Source organism: Microbacterium sp. NPDC097977 (genome assembly GCF_040302605.1).
GTDB lineage: Bacteria > Actinomycetota > Actinomycetes > Actinomycetales > Microbacteriaceae > Microbacterium.
Map to the genome: position 1 here is coordinate 1 of NZ_JBEOUR010000023.1, position 18302 is coordinate 18302.

The window sequence follows — 18302 nt, forward strand, 5'->3', positions numbered from 1 at the left end:
TTTGCGGCGCTGGCTATACTTGTTTACAATGCCCGCCCATCCCTGGAGCCTCGCTCCGCCTCCGTGGCCGGCGGGCGGCCCCGCCGGCGAGGTCTCTCGCTGATCACGGCCCGCCCGTGGCTCCTGCTCGCTCCCGGGCTCGTGATCCTCGCGGTGCTCATGCTCTGGCCGCTCATCCAGGTGGTCGTGTACTCGCTGCAGGACTACGGTCTGCGCGAGATCAACACGGGCGAGAGCAACTGGATCGGATTCCAGAACTACATCGAGGCGCTCACCGATCCGACCCTGTGGACGGTCGTCCTGCCGAACACCGTGGGCTTCGCCGCCGTGGCCGTGTTCGTCACGGTCGCCGTCGGCACTCTGGTCGCTCTGCTGCTGGCCCGGCTCGGCACAGCATGGCGCACCATCGTCTCCAGCTGCATCATGGTGGCCTGGGCGATGCCCGCCGTCACCGGAACCTATGTGTGGACGTTCATCTTCGACGCGGATCGCGGCATCTTCAACAGCGTGCTGCGCGACCTCGGGCTGATGGACGACCCGGTGAACTGGTTCACCAATCAGTGGTCGTTCTACGCGATCGTGCTGCTCAACGTGGTGCACCACGGGTTCCCGTTCGTCGCGATCACGGTGCTCGCCGGACTCCTCGGCGTCTCGAAGGAGATGCTCGAAGCGGCCGCCCTCGACGGCGCCAACGCCTGGATGCGCTTCTGGAAGATCATCTTCCCGACCCTCAAGCCCGTGTTCTCGGTGGTCATCATCCTGTCGACCATCTGGGACTTCAAGGTGTTCGCGCAGGTGTACCTCATGCCGGGCGGCGGCGGGGGCAACCGCCAGGTCCTGAATCTCGGCGTCTGGTCATATGTCGAGTCGTTCGGTCAGAACCGCTACGGCTTCGGCGCCGCGCTCGCCGTGCTGCTCACCCTCGTGCTGATCGGCATCACCATCGTGTACATCCGATCCCTCATGAAGGAGGACGAGCTGTGAACCCCCGCGCCTCTCTCCGCTCGCGCATCGGCACCGGGATCGCGGTCGCGGCCGTCCTGATCTTCACGCTGTTCCCCGTCTACTGGATGGTCTCCAGCGCGTTCGACGCGAAGGCCTCCAGTGGCGGGCAGTCCCTGCTGCCGCAGGAGTTCACCTTCGACAACTTCGCCTTCGTGCTGACGGAGGGCGGTTTCGGCACCTTCCTGCGCAACTCGGCGATCGTCGCGGTCGTCACCGTGCTCGTGAGCGCCCTCGTCTGCCTGCTCGCGGCCGTCGCTGTCGCACGGTTCCGCTTCAAGTTCCGCACCACGGTGCTCATGATGATCCTCGTCGTGCAGATGGTGCCGCTCGAGGCGCTCGTCATCCCGCTGTTCCTGCAGGTCAAGAGCCTCGGGCTGCTCAACAGCATCCTGGGGCTGATGGTCGTGTACGTCGCGCTCTCGCTCGCCTTCGGCATCTGGATGCTGCGCGGCTTCGTCGCCGCGGTCCCGGTCGAGCTCGAGGAGGCCGCGTACATCGACGGGGCGAGCTGGTGGCGGATGTTCCGTTCGATCCTGCTGCCGCTCGTGATGCCGGGCCTCGTCGCCACGAGCATCTTCAGCTTCATCACGGCATGGAACGAGTTCATCTTCGCCATGACGATCCTCGGTGCGCAGACCGACCAGTACACGGTCTCGATCGGCCTGAAGTCGTTCTTCGGCCTGTTCGCGAACGACTGGGGCAGCATCATGGCCGCGTCGACGATCATCACCCTGCCGGTCATGATCTTCTTCGTGATCGTCCAGCGCCGCCTCTCGGCGGGCATGGTCGCGGGTGCGGTGAAGGGATGAGCGACGACCTCACCCGTCTCGCGAACGGCGTGCTCTGGCCCGGGTTCCTCGGCACGGAGGCGCCGGAGTGGTTGCTCGCCGAGCTGCGCGAGGGGCTCGCCGGGGTCGTCTACTTCGGCCAGAACATGGGGGAGGGACTGGCGGAGCTCAGTGCGTCCATCCGCCGTGCGAACCCCGCCGCGCTCATCGGGATCGACGAGGAGGGCGGCAACGTCACGCGCCTCGAGTCCGCGACGGGCTCGACGCTGCCCGGTGCCGCGCAGCTCGGCGCCGTCGACGACGTCGTCGCGACCAGGGCCGCGGCCGCGGAACTGGCGCGACGCGTCGCTGCCGTCGGTGCCGACGTGGTGCTCGGCCCGGTGGCCGACGTCAACACCGACCCTCGGAACCCGGTGATCGGCGTGCGCTCGTTCGGTGACGACCCTGCACTCGTGTCGCGTCACGTGCGCGCCGCGGTCGAGGGGCTGCAGAGCGGCGGGGTGGCCGCGTGCATCAAGCACTTCCCCGGACACGGCGACACCCACCTCGACTCCCATCACGCCCTCCCGGAGATCACCCTCGACGTCGACGAGATCGAGCGGGTGCACCTCGAGCCCTTCCGCGCCGCGGTCGCCGACGGCGTCGACACCGTCATGACGGCGCACATCGTCGTGCCGGCATGGGGTGACGAGCCAGCGACCCTCAACTCCCGCGTGCTGGGCATGCTGCGCGGATGGGGCTTCGCCGGGGTGATCATCTCGGACGCGCTCGACATGGCGGCGATCCGCGAGACCGTGGGCATCGGCGGCGGGGCCGCGAGGGCGCTCGCGGCCGGAGTCGATCTGCTGTGCATCGGCAACCCGACCAACCTCGGAGATGCGGCACGGCCGGATCAGGATCACCGCGATCTCCTCGAGGCGCGCGACGGGATCGTCGCCGCGATGCGCGATGGCTCGCTGACCCGCGCCAGGGTGGAGGAGGCCGCGGCCCGCGTGCGGGCGCTCGCCGAGACCCTGCGGGCGCGGGCCGCCGAGGCGCAGGCTCCCCTCGGGTACGACGCGGCCGACGTCGTCGCGCGGGCGGTCACCGGCGCGACGGCGGATGCCGATGCGCTCGCTGTCGTCGACGCGCGGCGTCGCTCGTCGCTCGCGGTCGACAGCGCCTCCGCGCATGTGGTCGAGGTGCTCGCCGCCGACGGACATCGGGGCCGCGTCGATGTGGCTCGTGCCGGCGCGGAGGAGCAGGATGCCGCGCTCGATGCGGCCGTCGCCGCCCCGGGCCTCACTGTGATCCTGCTCGACCGCCCCGATGCCGACGCCGCGCAGCGGTCACTCGTCGATCGGGCGGCTGAGCGCGACCCCGCGGCCGTGGTGGTGAACGTCGGGCTGCCGGCCCGACGCCCGCTCGCGCTCCCCGTCGTCGAGGTCGGTGCGGCGAGCCGGATCGGCGCACAGGAGGCCAGGCGTCGGCTCACCGGCGGCACGAGTTCTCCCCGCATTTCGTCATCCGACGACACCCGGCGGGCTCTCTGAGGCAGGATGTCACCGTGGACGCCGATGTTCTAGCGCTGGTACGGAGATCCGTCCCGCGACTGACTGCCGCCGAGGCCCGAGTCGCGGAGACGATCCTCGGCGACCCGACACTCGTCGTCGATCTCGCGATCAACGATCTCGCCAGGCTCTGCAACACCTCGCTGTCGACCGTCGCGCGTTTCGCGCAGACCCTCGGTTTCACGGGATACCGGGAGCTGCGCGTCGCGGTGGCGCGCACCGTCACCCTCGCCCAGGCGCAGCGTGCACGGTTCGGACTCGACACCACCGCGATCGACCCCCATGACGAGCCGGCCGCCATCGCCGCCAAGCTCGCGGCGCAGGAGATCGACGCCATCGAGAAGACCGCCCTGGGGCTCGATGCCGACGCGCTCGACCGCGTCGCGCGTGCGGTCATCGATGCGCGGCACGTCGACCTCTTCGGGCAGGCGGCGTCGTCTCTCACCGCGCAGGACCTGCAGCAGAAGCTCGCCCGCATCGGATGCTCCGTCGCTCACTCCGCCGATCCGCATCTGGCGCTGACGACGGCTTCTCTGCGCACCCCCGGCGACGTGGTGATCGCGTTCTCGCACGGCGGTGAGACGCAGGAGGTCGTGCGCGCGGTCGAGGTGGCGAGGGACGCAGGGGCGCTCTCGGTGGCGATCACCGGCGTGCCGGATTCGACCCTCGCCCTCGCGGCGGACGTCGTGCTGCTGACCTACGCGCAGGAGTCGCCGTTCCGGATGGCCGCGATGTCGAGCCGTATCGCGCAGCTCGCGCTCGTCGACATCCTGTTCGTGCGGATCGTCCAGCACCGGGGCGAGCCGGTGGTGATCCCGCTGCAGCTGACGCACGACGCCGCCGCCTCGCGTCGCCGCCGCTGAGTCCGACGCCACGGCCTGGTCGTGCGGGACCGCTCGATTACGAGAATTTCCGTAACAGGAATGCAACCTGGAAGTGTTTTGCAGAGGTCGGTGCACTGGGTAGCGTCGAGGCAACACCGGTTCCGAAGTCGACGACGCCTTCGGAACGCGCACAGCTGCGCTCGACAGGAAGGTCACACAATGCACCATGAAGTCATGCGTCGGCGAGGTCTCATCGCCGTCACCGGAGCGGCGCTCGCCGCGCTGGTCCTCTCGGGATGTGTCGCCAGCGAGCGCGGCGACGACGGGGCAGAGGGCTCGGGAGATGTGGACGGCACGTTCGTGTTCGCCGCATCGTCGGACCCGGCCAGCCTCGACCCGGCATTCGCGCAGGACGGCGAGAGCTTCCGCGTCTCGCGCCAGATCTTCGAGGGTCTGGTCGGCACCGAGCCAGGCACGGCCGACCCCGCCCCGCTGCTCGCCGAGTCGTGGGAATCGTCGGATGACGGCATGAGCCACACCTTCGCCCTCAAGGAGGACGTCACCTTCCACGACGGCACCCCCTTCAACGCCGAGGCCGTCTGCGCGAACTTCGACCGCTGGTACAACTGGACCGGCCTCGCCGCCTCCGAGGCGTTCGGCTACTACTACAACAAGCTCTTCAAGGGCTACGCATCCGACCCCGCGAACGCCGTGTACAAGTCCTGCACCCCCGACGGCGACTACTCCGTGACGATCGAGCTCAACAAGCCGTTCGCAGGCTTCGTCGCCTCGCTCTCGCTGCCTTCGTTCGGGATGCAGAGCCCGTCGGCCCTGCAGGAGTTCGGCGCCGACGATGTCAGCGGCTCCGCCGAGGCGCCCGTGCTGTCCGAGTACGCGATGGGTCACCCCGTCGGCACCGGTCCCTACCAGTTCGACGAGTGGGCACCGGGCGAGCAGGTCTCGCTCAAGGCCTATGGCGACTACTGGGGCGACGCGGGTCAGATCGACGAGATCATCTTCCGCACGATCGACGACCCGACCGCGCGTCGCCAGGCTCTCGAGTCCGGCTCGATCGACGGCTACGACCTGGTGGGCCCCGCCGACACCCAGGCGCTCGAGGACGACGGCTTCACCATGGTGTCGCGCCCTCCCTTCACGATCCTCTACCTGGCGTTCAACCAGGCGATCCCCGAGCTGCAGGACCCCAAGGTCCGTGAGGCGCTCTCATACGCGGTCGACAAGGACGCCCTGATCAGCCAGGTCCTGCCCGAGGGCACCGAGAAGGCGATCGAGTTCGTCCCCGACACCGTCAACGGCTACAACCCCGACGTCACGACGTACGACTACGACCCCGAGAAGGCCAAGTCGCTGCTTGCCGAGGCCGGCTACGACGAGGCCAACCCGCTGAAGCTCACCTTCAACTACCCGGTCAACGTCTCGCGTCCGTACATGCCGGACCCCGAGCAGATCTTCACGGTCCTGTCGTCGCAGCTCTCCGAGGTCGGCGTCGAGACCACCCCGGTCTCGGAGGAGTGGGTCGAGTACCTCGACCGCACCACCGGCACGTCCGACCACGGCATCCACCTGCTCGGCTGGACCGGCGACTACAACGACACCGACAACTTCGTCGGCGTCTTCTTCGGCCAGCAGAGCTCGGAGTGGGGCTTCGACAACCCCGAGCTGTTCCAGAAGCTCGACGAGGCTCGTGGCGTCTCCAACCTCGAGGACCAGACGGCCCTCTACGAGGAGATCAACGAGATGGTCGCGCAGTTCATCCCCGGCGTTCCGCTCGCGCACCCGGCGCCGACCCTGGCGTTCGACCCGCGAGTCAAGAGCTACCCCGCCAGCCCGGTGAACGACGAGGTCTTCACGGACATCGTCCTCACCGAGTAGGTCCGACCCGACGCGAAAGCCCTTCGTCTCGTCGCTCCGCTCCTCGCTCAGGGGCCGGAACACCAGCTCCTCCTCGGGGCCGGAACACCAGCTCTTCCTCAGGGGCCGGAACACTATCCCCTCCTCAGGGGCCGGAACACCCGGTCCTCGCTCAGGGGCCGGCATTCCGGTCCCTGGACGGGCCGGCATTCCGGTCCCTGGGCGGGCCGGCATTCCGGTCCCTGGGCGGGGCCGGAACACCCGGTCGCTCAGGGGCCGGAACACCCGGTCCCTGAGCGGGCCGGCACTCCGGTCCCTGAGCGAGCGGAGCGAGACGAAGGGTCCGCAACCGATCAACGGAGACCTCTTGCTGCGCACCATCGGCAGGCGACTGCTTTTCCTCATCCCCACCCTGATCGGGCTCAGCATCCTGCTGTTCGCCTGGGTCAGGGCCCTGCCCGGTGGCCCCGCGGTCGCGCTTCTCGGTGAGAAGGCGACCCCGGAGGCCGTCGCCAGGGTCAACGAGCTCTACGGATTCGACCGACCGATCCTCGAGCAGTACTTCATCTGGGTCGGCCGCCTCCTCCAGGGCGACTTCGGCACGTCGATCCAGACGAACCGGCCCGTGGTGGAGGAGTTCTTCCGCCGCTTCCCCGCGACGATCGAGCTGAGCGTGCTCGCCTTGATCTTCGCGGTCGGCGTCGGCATCCCGCTCGGATACTGGGCGGCGCGACGACACGGCAAGTTCACCGATCACGCATCGGTGGTCATGAGCCTGGTCGGCATCACCATCCCGGTCTTCTTCCTGGCCTTCATCCTGAAGTACGTCTTCGCGGTGCAGCTGGGCTGGCTGCCGTCGGACGGGCGGCAGAACCCGCGCATCGATGCGACGCATCCCACCGGGTTCTACGTGTGGGACGGCATCATCACCGGCGAGTTCGACGCCGCGTGGGATGCGATCCTGCATCTCGTGCTCCCGGCGCTCGCGCTCGGCACGATCCCGCTCGCGATCATCGTCCGCATCACGAGGGCCAGCGTGCTCGAGGTGCAGAACGCCGACTACGTGCGCACAGGTCGTGCGAAGGGCGTCGGCGCGTCCACGTTGCGCAGCCGCTTCATCCTGCGCAACGCCATGCTGCCGGTGATCACCACGATCGGCCTGCAGACAGGGCTGCTGATCTCGGGGGCGGTGCTCACCGAGACGGTGTTCGCGTTCCCCGGCATCGGCTCGTTCCTGGCGCGGGCGATCTTCACGCGCGACTTCCCCGTGCTGCAGGGCTTCATCATCTTCATCGCCATCGCGTACGCGCTGATCAACCTCGCCGTCGACGTGTCGTACAGCTTCATCGATCCGAGAGTGCGGGTGCAGTGATGTCCCGTCTCGTTCCCCGAAAAGAGGTGACGTCATGAGCGTCGCACTCCCACCCGCACAGGGCGGCGGTCTGATCGACACCGTCTCGATCGCCCAGTCCGATCTCAAAGAGGGGCCGGGCGGCTTCTGGCACGACGTCTTCCGTCGGCTGCGCCGCAACCCCACGGCCTGGATCGGCGCGGGCATCGTGCTCGCGTTCCTGCTCGTCGCGGCGCTCGCGCCGCTGCTCGCCCCGTATCCCGAGACCGCACTGCCCGGCGCGAAGTTCATCACTCCGACGAACATCCCCGGACCCGGCGAGATGCCAGAGTTCCCGCTCGGTCTCGACCGCTTCGGCGGCGACGTGCTCTCCAAGCTCATCTGGGGTGCGCAGGCCTCGCTGCTGGTCGGCGTGATCTCCACCGCCCTCGGCCTCGTCGGCGGAATGGTGCTCGGGCTGCTGGCCGGCACCTTCGGCGGGTGGGTCGACACGCTCATCATGCGCGTCGTCGACATCATCCTGTCGGTGCCGAACCTGCTGCTCGCGGTCTCGATCGCGGCGATCCTCGGCCAGACGCCGTTCGCGGTGATGATCGCGATCGGTGCGTCGCAGGTGCCGATCTTCGCCCGGCTTCTGCGTGCGTCGATGCTGCAGCAGCGCTCCAGCGACTACGTGCTCTCTGCGCAGACGCTGGGTCTCGGGCGCGGCCAGATCACGATGTCGCACGTGCTGCCGAACGCGATCGGCCCCGTCATCGTGCAGGGAACGCTGACGCTCGCGACCGCGGTCATCGATGCCGCGGCGCTGTCGTTCCTCGGTCTCGGCGGCGGTCGCCCCGAGACGGCCGAGTGGGGGCGCATGCTCACGTATGCGCAGGCGGAGCTCGCGATCGCCCCGTGGCTGGCCTTCCTGCCCGGTATCTGCATCGCGGTGACCGCGCTGGGCTTCACCCTTTTCGGTGAGGCGCTGCGCGAGGCCATGGACCCGAGGACGAGAGCACGATGAACGCTGCGAAGGAGAACACGGTGCCCGACGCCCCCCTGCTGTCCGTCGAAGGACTGGCCGTCGACTTCGCCACGATGGACGGCGTCGTGCATGCCGTCGAGGGCGTCGACCTCGAGATCGCGCCGGGGCAGACCGTCGCGATCGTGGGAGAGTCGGGGTCGGGCAAGTCGACGACCGCGATGGCCATCATCGGGCTGCTCGCCGGGGGAGGACGCGTCGCCTCCGGCAGCATCCGGCTCGACGGGCGCGACATCACCCACGCCCCCGAGAGCGCCCTGCGGTCGATCCGCGGGCGCGACATCGGCCTGGTGCCGCAGGACCCGATGTCGAACCTCAACCCGGTCGCCAAGATCGGCACCCAGGTGGCCGAGACCCTCCTCGCGCACGGACTGGCCACACGGCAGAACGTGCAGCAGAAGGTCGTCGAGGCTCTGACGGCCGCGGGGCTGCCGGATCCGGAGCGCCGCGCGAAGCAGTATCCGCACGAGTTCTCGGGCGGCATGCGCCAGCGGGCGCTGATCGCGATCGGACTCGCCTGCAAGCCGCGCCTGCTGATCGCCGACGAGCCCACGAGCGCGCTCGACGTGACGGTGCAGCAGACGATCCTCGATCAGATCGGCGCGATGACGCGGGAGCTCGGCACCGCCGTCCTCCTCATCACGCACGACCTGGGTCTCGCCGCCGAGCGCGCCGAGCGGGTGATCGTGATGCACCGCGGCAAGGTCGTGGAGCAGGGGCCGGCGAAGCAGATCCTCGAGGACCCGCAGCATCCGTACACGCAGTCGCTGGTGAAGGCGGCGCCGTCGGTCGCAGCGGCGCGGCTTCGACCCGAGGCGTTCCATGCCGAGGACCGTCCCTCCGCCTCGGACGAGACGACGGATGCCGGGCAGCCCCCCGCCGCCGTCGTCGCCGACAACATCGTCGAGATCGAGAACCTCACGAAGGTGTACCCGGTGCGCGGACAGAAGGAGGACTTCGTCGCCGTCAACGACGTGTCGCTGGCGATCCCTCGTGGTGAGACCGTCGCGATCGTGGGGGAGTCCGGGTCGGGCAAGACCACGACCGCACGGATGCTGCTGAAGATCATCGAGCCGACGAGCGGTCTGATCCGCTACGAGGGCAAGGACGTCGCCTCGCTCAGCCGGGCGGAGACGAAGGCCTTCCGTCAGCGCGTGCAGCCGATCTTCCAGGATCCCTATTCGAGTCTGAACCCGATGTTCACGATCGAGCGGCTGATCTCCGAGCCTCTGGACTTCTATCGTCGGGGCAGCAGCGCGGATCGTCGCACGCGGGTGCGCAAGCTCCTCGACGACGTCGCACTCCCGCAGTCGATGCTGCGGCGGTATCCGTCAGAGCTGTCGGGCGGACAGCGGCAGCGCGTCGCGATCGCCAGGGCACTGGCGCTGTCGCCCGAGCTGATCGTGTGCGACGAGCCGGTATCGGCGTTGGACGTGCTGGTGCAGGACCAGATCCTGACGCTGCTCGGCGATCTGCAGACCGAGTACGGGCTCAGCTACCTGTTCATCTCGCACGACCTCGCGGTGGTGCGGCTGATCAGCGACTACGTGTGCGTGATGAAGGACGGATCGCTGGTCGAGGCGGCCTCGTCCGAGGAGATCTTCACCAACCCGCGTGATCCGTACACGCGGCGTCTGCTGGCCTCGATCCCCGGCAACGAGCTCAACATCTCGAGCGCGGCCGGAGCCTGATCGCACGGTGGAGTGCCGTCGCAGCTGCTCACGCGACTGCGGCGGCACCGCCCGGGTGCAGCTCATCGGCGGACTGCGGTGTCACGGGAGTGCCGGCGGTCGCCGACAGCGTGCGTTCGACGGTACGGCGGTGCGCGATCCCCGAGATCCACGCGCGCACATCGCCGCGGTGTGCGTCGAAGTCCGAGGCGTGCGACCACACGTGCAGGTAGCAGTCCTGCAGCACGTCCTCGGCCGCATCTCGATGGGGGATCACGCTGAGGATCAGCCCGAAGATCTGCGCGCAGGTGAGGTCGTACAGACGGGCGAAGGCGCTCTGGCTCCCCGCGGCGATGTCCGCCATCAGCCCGGACTCCACGCCCGACGCCTCTTCCGAGTCGCGGGGCGGGAGGGGGCGGAGAGTCATGGATCGATGCTGGCACGCGGCCGTCCGCGGCCGGGAGGTCTTGCGCGGGGGAGGCTCGCAGTGGTAGACCGGTCGCCCGGTACGGACGTGCACCCACACGAGCGCCAGGCGTCAATACCGCAGCATCCGAGATTGGTCAAGGACTGCACTTGCCATGTCGCCGTATCGTGCGTATAGTTGGTAGTTGCGCTCGCTTCTCCATGCCCTCATATGGTGGTCGGCATTTCGTTGAGCTTCTGAGCGCACACTCCACCTGACGACAAAGGAATCGAGAAGCCCTGCGGGGCTCACGGAGGTTATTCCCTTGGCTGCTGCTCCCAACGCATCCACATCCACCACCACCAAGAACGGACGCGGAGCTTCCCGTCTTTCGTTCGCCAAGATCTCCGACACGCTGACGGTCCCTGACCTTCTCGCTCTGCAGACCGAATCCTTCGGATGGCTCGTCGGCAACGACGCCTGGAAGGCTCGTGTCGCAGAGGCCAAGAAGGCCGGCCGCACCGACGTCAACGAGAACAGCGGTCTCGGCGAGATCTTCGAGGAGATCTCCCCGATCGAGGACCTCGGCGAGACGATGCAGCTGTCGTTCACGAACCCCTACCTCGAGCCGGAGAAGTACTCGATCGAGGAGTGCAAGGAGCGTGGCAAGACCTACGCCGCTCCGCTGTACGTCGAGGCCGAGTTCATGAACCACCTCACCGGTGAGATCAAGACCCAGACGGTCTTCATGGGCGACTTCCCGCTCCAGACCGACAAGGGCACGTTCATCATCAACGGGTCCGAGCGCGTCGTCGTGTCGCAGCTCGTGCGCTCGCCCGGTGTCTACTTCGACAAGACCCCCGACAAGACGTCCGACAAGGACATCGTCTCGGCGCGCGTGATCCCGAGCCGTGGTGCATGGCTCGAGTTCGAGATCGACAAGCGCGACCAGGTCGGCGTGCGCGTCGACCGCAAGCGCAAGCAGTCCGTCACCGTGTTCCTCAAGGCGCTGGGCATGACCAGCGAGGAGATCCTCACGGAGTTCGCCGGCTACACCTCGATCGAGGAGACGCTCGCGAAGGACACCATCGTCACGAAGGAAGATGCGCTCCGCGACATCTACCGCAAGCTGCGTCCGGGCGAGCAGGTCGCCGCCGAGGCCGCGCGTGCGCTCCTCGACAACTTCTACTTCAACCCGAAGCGCTACGACCTGGCGAAGGTGGGTCGCTACAAGATCAACCACAAGCTCGGTCTCGACCAGCCGCTGAACTCGTCGGTGCTGACCGTCGAGGACATCGTCGCGACGATCAAGTACCTCGTGCGTCTGCACGCGGGCACCGAAGAGACCTTCCCCGGCATCCGCTCGGGCAAGAAGGCCGACATCCGGATCGCCACCGACGACATCGACAACTTCGGCAACCGTCGCATCCGCGCGGTCGGCGAGCTGATCCAGAACCAGGTCCGCACCGGTCTGTCCCGCATGGAGCGCGTCGTCCGCGAGCGCATGACCACGCAGGACATCGAGGCGATCACGCCGCAGACCCTGATCAACGTGCGCCCCGTCGTCGCCGCGATCAAGGAGTTCTTCGGAACCTCGCAGCTCTCGCAGTTCATGGATCAGAACAACCCGCTCGCGGGTCTGACCAACAAGCGCCGCCTCTCGGCCCTCGGCCCCGGTGGTCTGAGCCGTGACCGTGCAGGCGTCGAGGTCCGTGACGTCCACCCGTCGCACTACGGCCGCATGTGCCCCATCGAGACGCCTGAAGGCCCGAACATCGGTCTGATCGGTGCTCTCGCGACGTTCGCGCGCATCAACTCGTTCGGTTTCATCGAGACCCCGTACCGCAAGGTCGAGGGTGGCGTCGTCACCGAGCACATCGACTACCTGACCGCCTCGGAAGAGGTCGACTTCAACATCGCGCAGGCCAACGCCCCGCTCGACAAGAACGGCCGCTTCCGCGAGAGCCACGTGCTCGCCCGCCCCAAGGGCGGAAGCGGTGAGGTCGACCTGTTCCTCCCGGAGGAGATCGGCTACATCGATGTCTCGCCGCGCCAGATGGTGTCGGTCGCGACCTCGCTCGTGCCCTTCCTCGAGCACGACGACGCGCAGCGCGCCCTCATGGGTGCCAACATGCAGCGTCAGGCCGTGCCGCTGCTGCGCAGCGACTCGCCGCTCGTCGGAACCGGTATGGAGGGCTACACCGCCATCGACGCCGGTGACGTGCTCACCGCCGAGAAGCCGGGTGTCGTCTCCGAGGTCTCCGCGGACCGCGTCACCGTCATGCTCGACGAGGGCGGCACGCAGGACTACCACCTGCGCAAGTTCGACCGCTCCAACCAGGGCACGTCGTACAACCAGAAGGTCGTCGTCAACGAGGGCGACCGCGTCGAGGTCGGAGAGGTCATCGCCGATGGTCCCGCCACCGAGAACGGCGAGCTGGCACTCGGGAAGAACCTCCTCGTCGCGTTCATGACGTGGGAGGGCTACAACTTCGAGGACGCGATCATCCTCAGCCAGGACCTGGTGAAGGACGACACCCTCTCCTCGATCCACATCGAGGAGTACGAGGTCGACGCCCGCGACACGAAGCTGGGCAAGGAGGAGATCACCCGTGATCTCCCTAACGTCAGCCCCGAGCTGCTGAAGGACCTCGACGAGCGCGGCATCATCCGCATCGGTGCCGAGGTCCGCCCCGGCGACATCCTCGTCGGCAAGGTCACGCCGAAGGGCGAGACCGAGCTGTCGGCGGAAGAGCGTCTGCTCCGCGCGATCTTCAACGAGAAGAGCCGCGAGGTCCGTGACACCTCTCTGAAGGTGCCCCACGGTGAGCAGGGCACGATCATCGCCGTCAAGGAGTTCAACGCCGAGGACGGCGACGACGAGCTCGGCTCCGGCGTGAACCGCCGCGTCGTGGTCTACATCGCCCAGAAGCGCAAGATCACCGAGGGCGACAAGCTCGCCGGCCGTCACGGCAACAAGGGTGTCATCGCCAAGATCCTCCCGATCGAGGACATGCCGTTCCTCGCGGACGGAACCCCGGTCGACATCGTGCTGAACCCGCTCGGTATCCCCGGTCGAATGAACTTCGGCCAGGTTCTCGAGACGCACCTCGGCTGGATCGCCAAGCAGGGCTGGAAGGTCGAGGGAACCCCCGAGTGGGCCACCCGCCTCCCGAAGGATGCCTTCGAGGCAGCCCCCGGCACCAAGGTCGCCACCCCGGTGTTCGACGGTGCGAGCGAGGAGGAGATCGCCGGTCTTCTCGACGCGACCATCCCGACGCGCGACGGCATCCGTCTGATCGACTCCAGCGGAAAGGCCCAGATGTTCGACGGCCGCTCCGGTGAGCCGTTCCCGGCGCCGATCTCGGTGGGCTACATGTACATCCTGAAGCTGCACCACCTGGTCGACGACAAGATCCACGCGCGTTCGACCGGACCGTACTCGATGATCACCCAGCAGCCGCTCGGTGGTAAGGCGCAGTTCGGTGGACAGCGATTCGGTGAGATGGAGGTCTGGGCCCTCGAGGCCTATGGCGCCGCTTACGCTCTGCAGGAGCTCCTCACGATCAAGTCCGACGACATCCTCGGCCGCGTCAAGGTGTACGAGGCGATCGTCAAGGGCGAGAACATCCAGGAGCCCGGCATCCCCGAGTCCTTCAAGGTGCTCATGAAGGAGATGCAGTCGCTCTGCCTGAACGTCGAGGTACTCTCGGCCGACGGCACGCTCGTCAACCTGCGTGACACCGATGATGAGGCCTTCCGCGCTGCGGAGGAGCTCGGCATCAACATCTCCAGCCGCTTCGAGGCCGCCTCGATCGACGAGATCTAAGGCCCAGGTCGCCGTCCGGGCGTGACGCTCGGACGGCGGCCCGCCTCCCCGATTTCTTCAGAAGAATTCCTACACAGGAGAATTTGTGCTCGAGTCAAACACTTTCGATGAGCTTCGCATCGGCCTGGCCACCGCGGACCACATCCGCGCCTGGTCCTACGGCGAGGTCAAGAAGCCTGAAACCATCAACTACCGCACCCTGAAGCCGGAGAAGGACGGTCTCTTCGGAGAGCAGATCTTCGGCCCGTCCCGCGACTGGGAGTGCGCCTGCGGAAAGTACAAGCGTGTCCGCTTCAAGGGCATCGTCTGCGAGCGCTGCGGCGTCGAGGTCACCAAGTCCTCGGTGCGTCGTGAGCGCATGGGTCACATCGAGCTCGCCGCTCCCGTCACCCACATCTGGTACTTCAAGGGTGTCCCCTCGCGTCTCGGCTACCTGCTCGACATGGCGCCGAAGGACCTCGAGAAGGTCATCTACTTCGCCGCCTACATGGTCATCTCGGTCGACGAGGAAGCTCGCCACCGCGACCTGGGCACGCAGGAGAACAACATCCGTCTCGAGCTGAAGACGCTCGGAGACCGTCGCGACGCGAAGATCGCCGAGCGCCTGGCGCGCCTGGAGGAGGAGCTCGCTTCCCTCGAGGCCGAGGGCGCCAAGGCCGACGCGAAGAAGAAGGTCAAGGACGCCGGCGAGAAGGAGATGTCGCTCATCCGCAAGGGTGCCGACGAGGCGATCGCCAAGCTCGAGCGCGTGTGGGAGGACTTCCGCACGCTCGAGGTCGGAGCGCTCCGTCCCGAGGACGACGTCTTCCACGAGCTGCAGGACCGCTTCGGTCAGTACTTCGAGGCCTACATGGGCGCCGAGTCGATCCAGCGCCGCCTCGCGGCGTTCGACCTCGTCACCGAGGCCGAGAACCTGCGTCTGCAGATCTCCGAGGGCAAGGGTCAGCGCAAGATCCGCGCGATCAAGCGCCTGAAGGTCGTCAGCTCGTTCCTGGAGACCGGTATGAGCCCGGCCGCCATGGTGCTCGACGTCGTTCCGGTGATCCCGCCGGAGCTGCGCCCGATGGTGCAGCTCGACGGTGGCCGCTTCGCGACCTCCGACCTCAACGACCTCTACCGTCGTGTGATCAACCGCAACAACCGTCTCCGTCGCCTGATCGACCTCGGTGCCCCCGAGATCATCGTCAACAACGAGAAGCGGATGCTGCAGGAGGCCGTCGACGCACTGTTCGACAACGGTCGTCGTGGTCGCCCCGTCACCGGTACCGGCAACCGCGCCCTGAAATCCCTCAGCGACATGCTGAAGGGTAAGCAGGGTCGTTTCCGCCAGAACCTGCTCGGCAAGCGCGTCGACTACTCGGGCCGTTCGGTCATCATCGTCGGACCGCAGCTCAAGCTGCACCAGTGCGGTCTGCCCAAGCAGATGGCTCTGGAGCTCTTCAAGCCGTTCGTCATCAAGCGTCTGATCGACCTCGGTCACTCGCAGAACATCAAGGCCGCGAAGCGCGCCGTCGAGCGCACCCGTCCCGAGGTCTGGGACGTGCTCGAGGAGATCATCCGCGAGCGTCCCGTGCTGCTGAACCGTGCGCCCACGCTGCACCGTCTCGGCATCCAGGCGTTCGAGCCCCAGCTCGTCGAGGGCAAGGCCATCCAGCTGCACCCGCTCGTCTGCGCGGCGTTCAACGCCGACTTCGACGGTGACCAGATGGCTGTCCACCTGCCGCTCTCGGTCGAGGCTCAGGCCGAGGCCCGCGTGCTGATGCTCGCGTCGAACAACATCCTGAAGCCGTCCGACGGACGTCCGGTCACCCTGCCTTCGCAGGACATGATCATCGGTCTGCACCACCTGACCACGGTCAAGGCGGGCGCAGCCGGTGAGGGCCGTGCATTCGGTTCGGTGGGCGAGGCGATCCTGGCCAAGGACGAGGGAACCCTCGACCTGCAGGCCAAGGTCCGCATCCGCATCCCGGGTCTGACGTTCCTCGAGGGCGAAGCCCCCGAGGGCTACGAGCGTCACGGTCTCGTCGACGCCTCGCTGGGTCAGGCGATCTTCAACGACACGCTGCCGAAGGGCTACCCGTTCGTCCGCGAGCAGGCAGACAAGAACAAGCTGTCGCAGATCGTCAACAAGCTGGCCGAGGAGTACCCCAAGGTCGAGACCGCTGCGTCGCTGGACCGCATCAAGGACGCCGGTTTCTACTGGGCCACGCGCTCGGGTGTGACCGTCGCCCTCAGCGACATCCTCACGCCTCCGAACAAGGCCGAGATCGTCGCGGGCTACGAGAAGCAGGCCGCGAAGGTCCAGTCCCAGTACGAGAAGGGCCTCACGACCGACACCGAGCGTCGTCAGGAGCTCATCAAGATCTGGACCGAGGCGACCGACGAGGTCCAGGCCGCGATGCGGGCGAACTTCCCCGAGGACAACACCATCAACCGCATGGTGTCGTCGGGTGCTCGTGGTAACTGGCTGCAGATCCGCAACATCGCGGGTATGCGTGGTCTCGTGAACAACCCCAAGGGTGAGATCATCCCGCGTCCGATCATCTCCTCGTACCGCGAGGGTCTGTCGGTGGCGGAGTACTTCATCGCGACGCACGGTACCCGTAAGGGTCTGGCCGACACCGCTCTGCGTACCGCCGACTCGGGTTACCTGACCCGTCGTCTGGTGGATGTCTCGCAGGACGTCATCATCCGCGAAGAGGACTGCGGCACGTCGAAGGGCCTCGAGCTCCCGATCGCCGCTCCGAACTCGCAGGGCGAGCTGGTGCGCGATGCGAACGTCGAGAACTCGGTGTTCGCCCGCACGCTGGCCTCCGACGTGGTCGACAGCAAGGGCGAGATCCTCGCCTCTGCCGGAGACGACGTGGGCGACGTGCTCATCGACAAGCTGGTCGCCCTGGGCGTCGAGAGCATCAAGGTGCGCTCGGTCCTGACCTGCGACTCCGCCGTCGGTGTCTGCGCGCAGTGCTACGGACGTTCGCTGGCGACGGGTAAGACCGTCGACATCGGAGAGGCCGTCGGCATCATCGCGGCCCAGTCGATCGGTGAGCCCGGTACTCAGCTGACGATGCGTACCTTCCACACCGGTGGATCCGCATCGGCAGACGACATCACGCAGGGTCTGCCCCGCGTGCAGGAGCTCTTCGAGGCGCGCACCCCGAAGGCCGCATCGCCGATCGCCGAGGCCGATGGCCGCATCACGATCGACGAGACCGACAAGGCCAAGAAGGTCATCCTCACGCCCGACAACGGCGACGAGGAGGTCATCTACCCGGTGCTGAAGCGTGCGACGCTTCTCGTCGAAGACGGCCAGCACGTCACCGTCGGTCAGCCGCTGCTCGTCGGAACGCTCGACCCCAAGGAGGTCATGCGTGTCATGGGCGCCCGTGAGGTCCAGCGTTACCTCGTCGGTGGCGTCCAGGGCGTCTACCGCTCGCAGGGTGTGCCGATCCACGACAAGCACATCGAGGTCATCGTCCGTCAGATGCTCCGCAAGGTCACCGTCGTCGATCACGCCGACACGACCCTGCTCCCGGGTGAGATGGTCGACCTCAAGCGCTACCAGGCGATCAACCGCGAGGCCGTGGCAGAGGGCAAGCGCCCCGCGTCGGGCCGTCCGGAGCTGATGGGTATCACGAAGGCGTCGCTCGCGACGGAGTCGTGGCTGTCGGCAGCTTCCTTCCAGGAGACGACCCGCGTGCTCACGCAGGCCGCCATGGAGGGCAAGCGCGACCCGCTGGTCGGTCTCAAGGAGAACGTCATCATCGGAAAGCTCATCCCCGCCGGAACCGGTCTCTCGAAGTACCGCGACGTCACGGTCGAGGCGACGGAAGAAGCCAAGAGCGAGCGCTACCCGAACCGGATCTTCGCATCCGACGGCGCGTACGCGGATGGCGACTTCGGTTACGTCGACTTCGACGCGTTCTCGACGGATGACATCACGCCGGGTACGTACAACTGACGTACTGAGTGAGTGAGAAGGC

At 67.2% G+C, this 18302-nt stretch carries 11 protein-coding genes; 10 read left to right on the plus strand and 1 reads right to left on the minus strand.

Annotated features, from left to right (window positions below; translation table 11 throughout):
• The first annotated feature begins 9 nt into the window (after positions 1-9).
• From ABTZ43_RS07450 to ABTZ43_RS07485, 8 genes are all read left to right on the plus strand, one after another.
• Entirely contained in the window at positions 10-984 is a 975-nt protein-coding gene (locus ABTZ43_RS07450) for a carbohydrate ABC transporter permease (protein ID WP_350538384.1), read from the plus strand.
• Positions 981-1814, plus strand: coding sequence for a carbohydrate ABC transporter permease (locus ABTZ43_RS07455; protein WP_149423706.1), 834 nt, complete (start codon positions 981-983; stop codon positions 1812-1814). The genes ABTZ43_RS07450 and ABTZ43_RS07455 overlap by 4 nt, the downstream gene beginning before the upstream one ends.
• On the plus strand, positions 1811-3325 hold the full coding sequence (locus ABTZ43_RS07460) for a glycoside hydrolase family 3 protein (RefSeq protein ID WP_350538364.1): 1515 nt from the start codon (positions 1811-1813) through the stop codon (positions 3323-3325). Before ABTZ43_RS07455 ends, ABTZ43_RS07460 begins: the two co-directional genes overlap by 4 nt.
• Before the next feature lie 14 nt (positions 3326-3339).
• Positions 3340-4206 carry a MurR/RpiR family transcriptional regulator gene (locus ABTZ43_RS07465; protein ID WP_082539156.1) on the plus strand — a complete coding sequence of 289 codons (867 nt, stop codon included), beginning with the start codon at positions 3340-3342 and terminating at the stop codon, positions 4204-4206.
• Positions 4207-4386: 180 nt separating this feature from the next.
• Positions 4387-6060, plus strand: coding sequence for an ABC transporter substrate-binding protein (locus ABTZ43_RS07470; protein WP_056412398.1), 1674 nt, complete (start codon positions 4387-4389; stop codon positions 6058-6060).
• A 346-nt stretch (positions 6061-6406) separates the two neighbouring features.
• Positions 6407-7411: an ABC transporter permease gene (locus tag ABTZ43_RS07475; RefSeq protein ID WP_056412394.1), complete on the plus strand. Its 1005-nt coding sequence runs from the start codon at positions 6407-6409 to the stop codon at positions 7409-7411.
• 34 nt (positions 7412-7445) lie between these two features.
• Positions 7446-8396, plus strand: a complete 951-nt coding sequence (locus tag ABTZ43_RS07480; protein WP_045254698.1) for an ABC transporter permease — start codon at positions 7446-7448, stop codon at positions 8394-8396.
• Positions 8393-10105 (plus strand): ABC transporter ATP-binding protein, encoded by a 1713-nt coding sequence (locus tag ABTZ43_RS07485; RefSeq protein ID WP_149423701.1) that lies wholly within the window; start codon positions 8393-8395, stop codon positions 10103-10105. The genes ABTZ43_RS07480 and ABTZ43_RS07485 overlap by 4 nt, the downstream gene beginning before the upstream one ends.
• A gap of 28 nt (positions 10106-10133) precedes the next feature.
• Here ABTZ43_RS07485 and ABTZ43_RS07490 read toward each other — a convergent pair whose 3' ends face one another.
• Positions 10134-10511: a sigma factor gene (locus ABTZ43_RS07490; RefSeq protein WP_350538365.1), complete on the minus strand. Its 378-nt coding sequence runs from the start codon at positions 10509-10511 to the stop codon at positions 10134-10136.
• 304 nt (positions 10512-10815) lie between these two features.
• Here ABTZ43_RS07490 and rpoB point away from each other — a divergent pair, with 304 nt between their 5' ends.
• Positions 10816-14319, plus strand: a complete 3504-nt coding sequence (rpoB, locus tag ABTZ43_RS07495; protein ID WP_056412383.1) for a DNA-directed RNA polymerase subunit beta — start codon at positions 10816-10818, stop codon at positions 14317-14319.
• Positions 14320-14404: 85 nt separating this feature from the next.
• Positions 14405-18280 carry a DNA-directed RNA polymerase subunit beta' gene (gene rpoC, locus ABTZ43_RS07500; RefSeq protein WP_056412380.1) on the plus strand — a complete coding sequence of 1292 codons (3876 nt, stop codon included), beginning with the start codon at positions 14405-14407 and terminating at the stop codon, positions 18278-18280.
• The last annotated feature ends 22 nt before the right edge of the window (positions 18281-18302 follow it).

Excerpts from the sequence above, each read along its gene's own strand:
- ABTZ43_RS07490 (WP_350538365.1), bottom strand. The coding sequence starts at position 10,511 with ATGACTCTCCGCCCCCTCCCGCCCCGCGACTCGGAAGAGGCGTCGGGC.
- ABTZ43_RS07480 (WP_045254698.1), top strand. The coding sequence starts at position 7,446 with ATGAGCGTCGCACTCCCACCCGCACAGGGCGGCGGTCTGATCGACACC.
- ABTZ43_RS07485 (WP_149423701.1), top strand. The coding sequence starts at position 8,393 with ATGAACGCTGCGAAGGAGAACACGGTGCCCGACGCCCCCCTGCTGTCC.
- ABTZ43_RS07470 (WP_056412398.1), top strand. The coding sequence starts at position 4,387 with ATGCACCATGAAGTCATGCGTCGGCGAGGTCTCATCGCCGTCACCGGA.
- ABTZ43_RS07460 (WP_350538364.1), top strand. The coding sequence starts at position 1,811 with ATGAGCGACGACCTCACCCGTCTCGCGAACGGCGTGCTCTGGCCCGGG.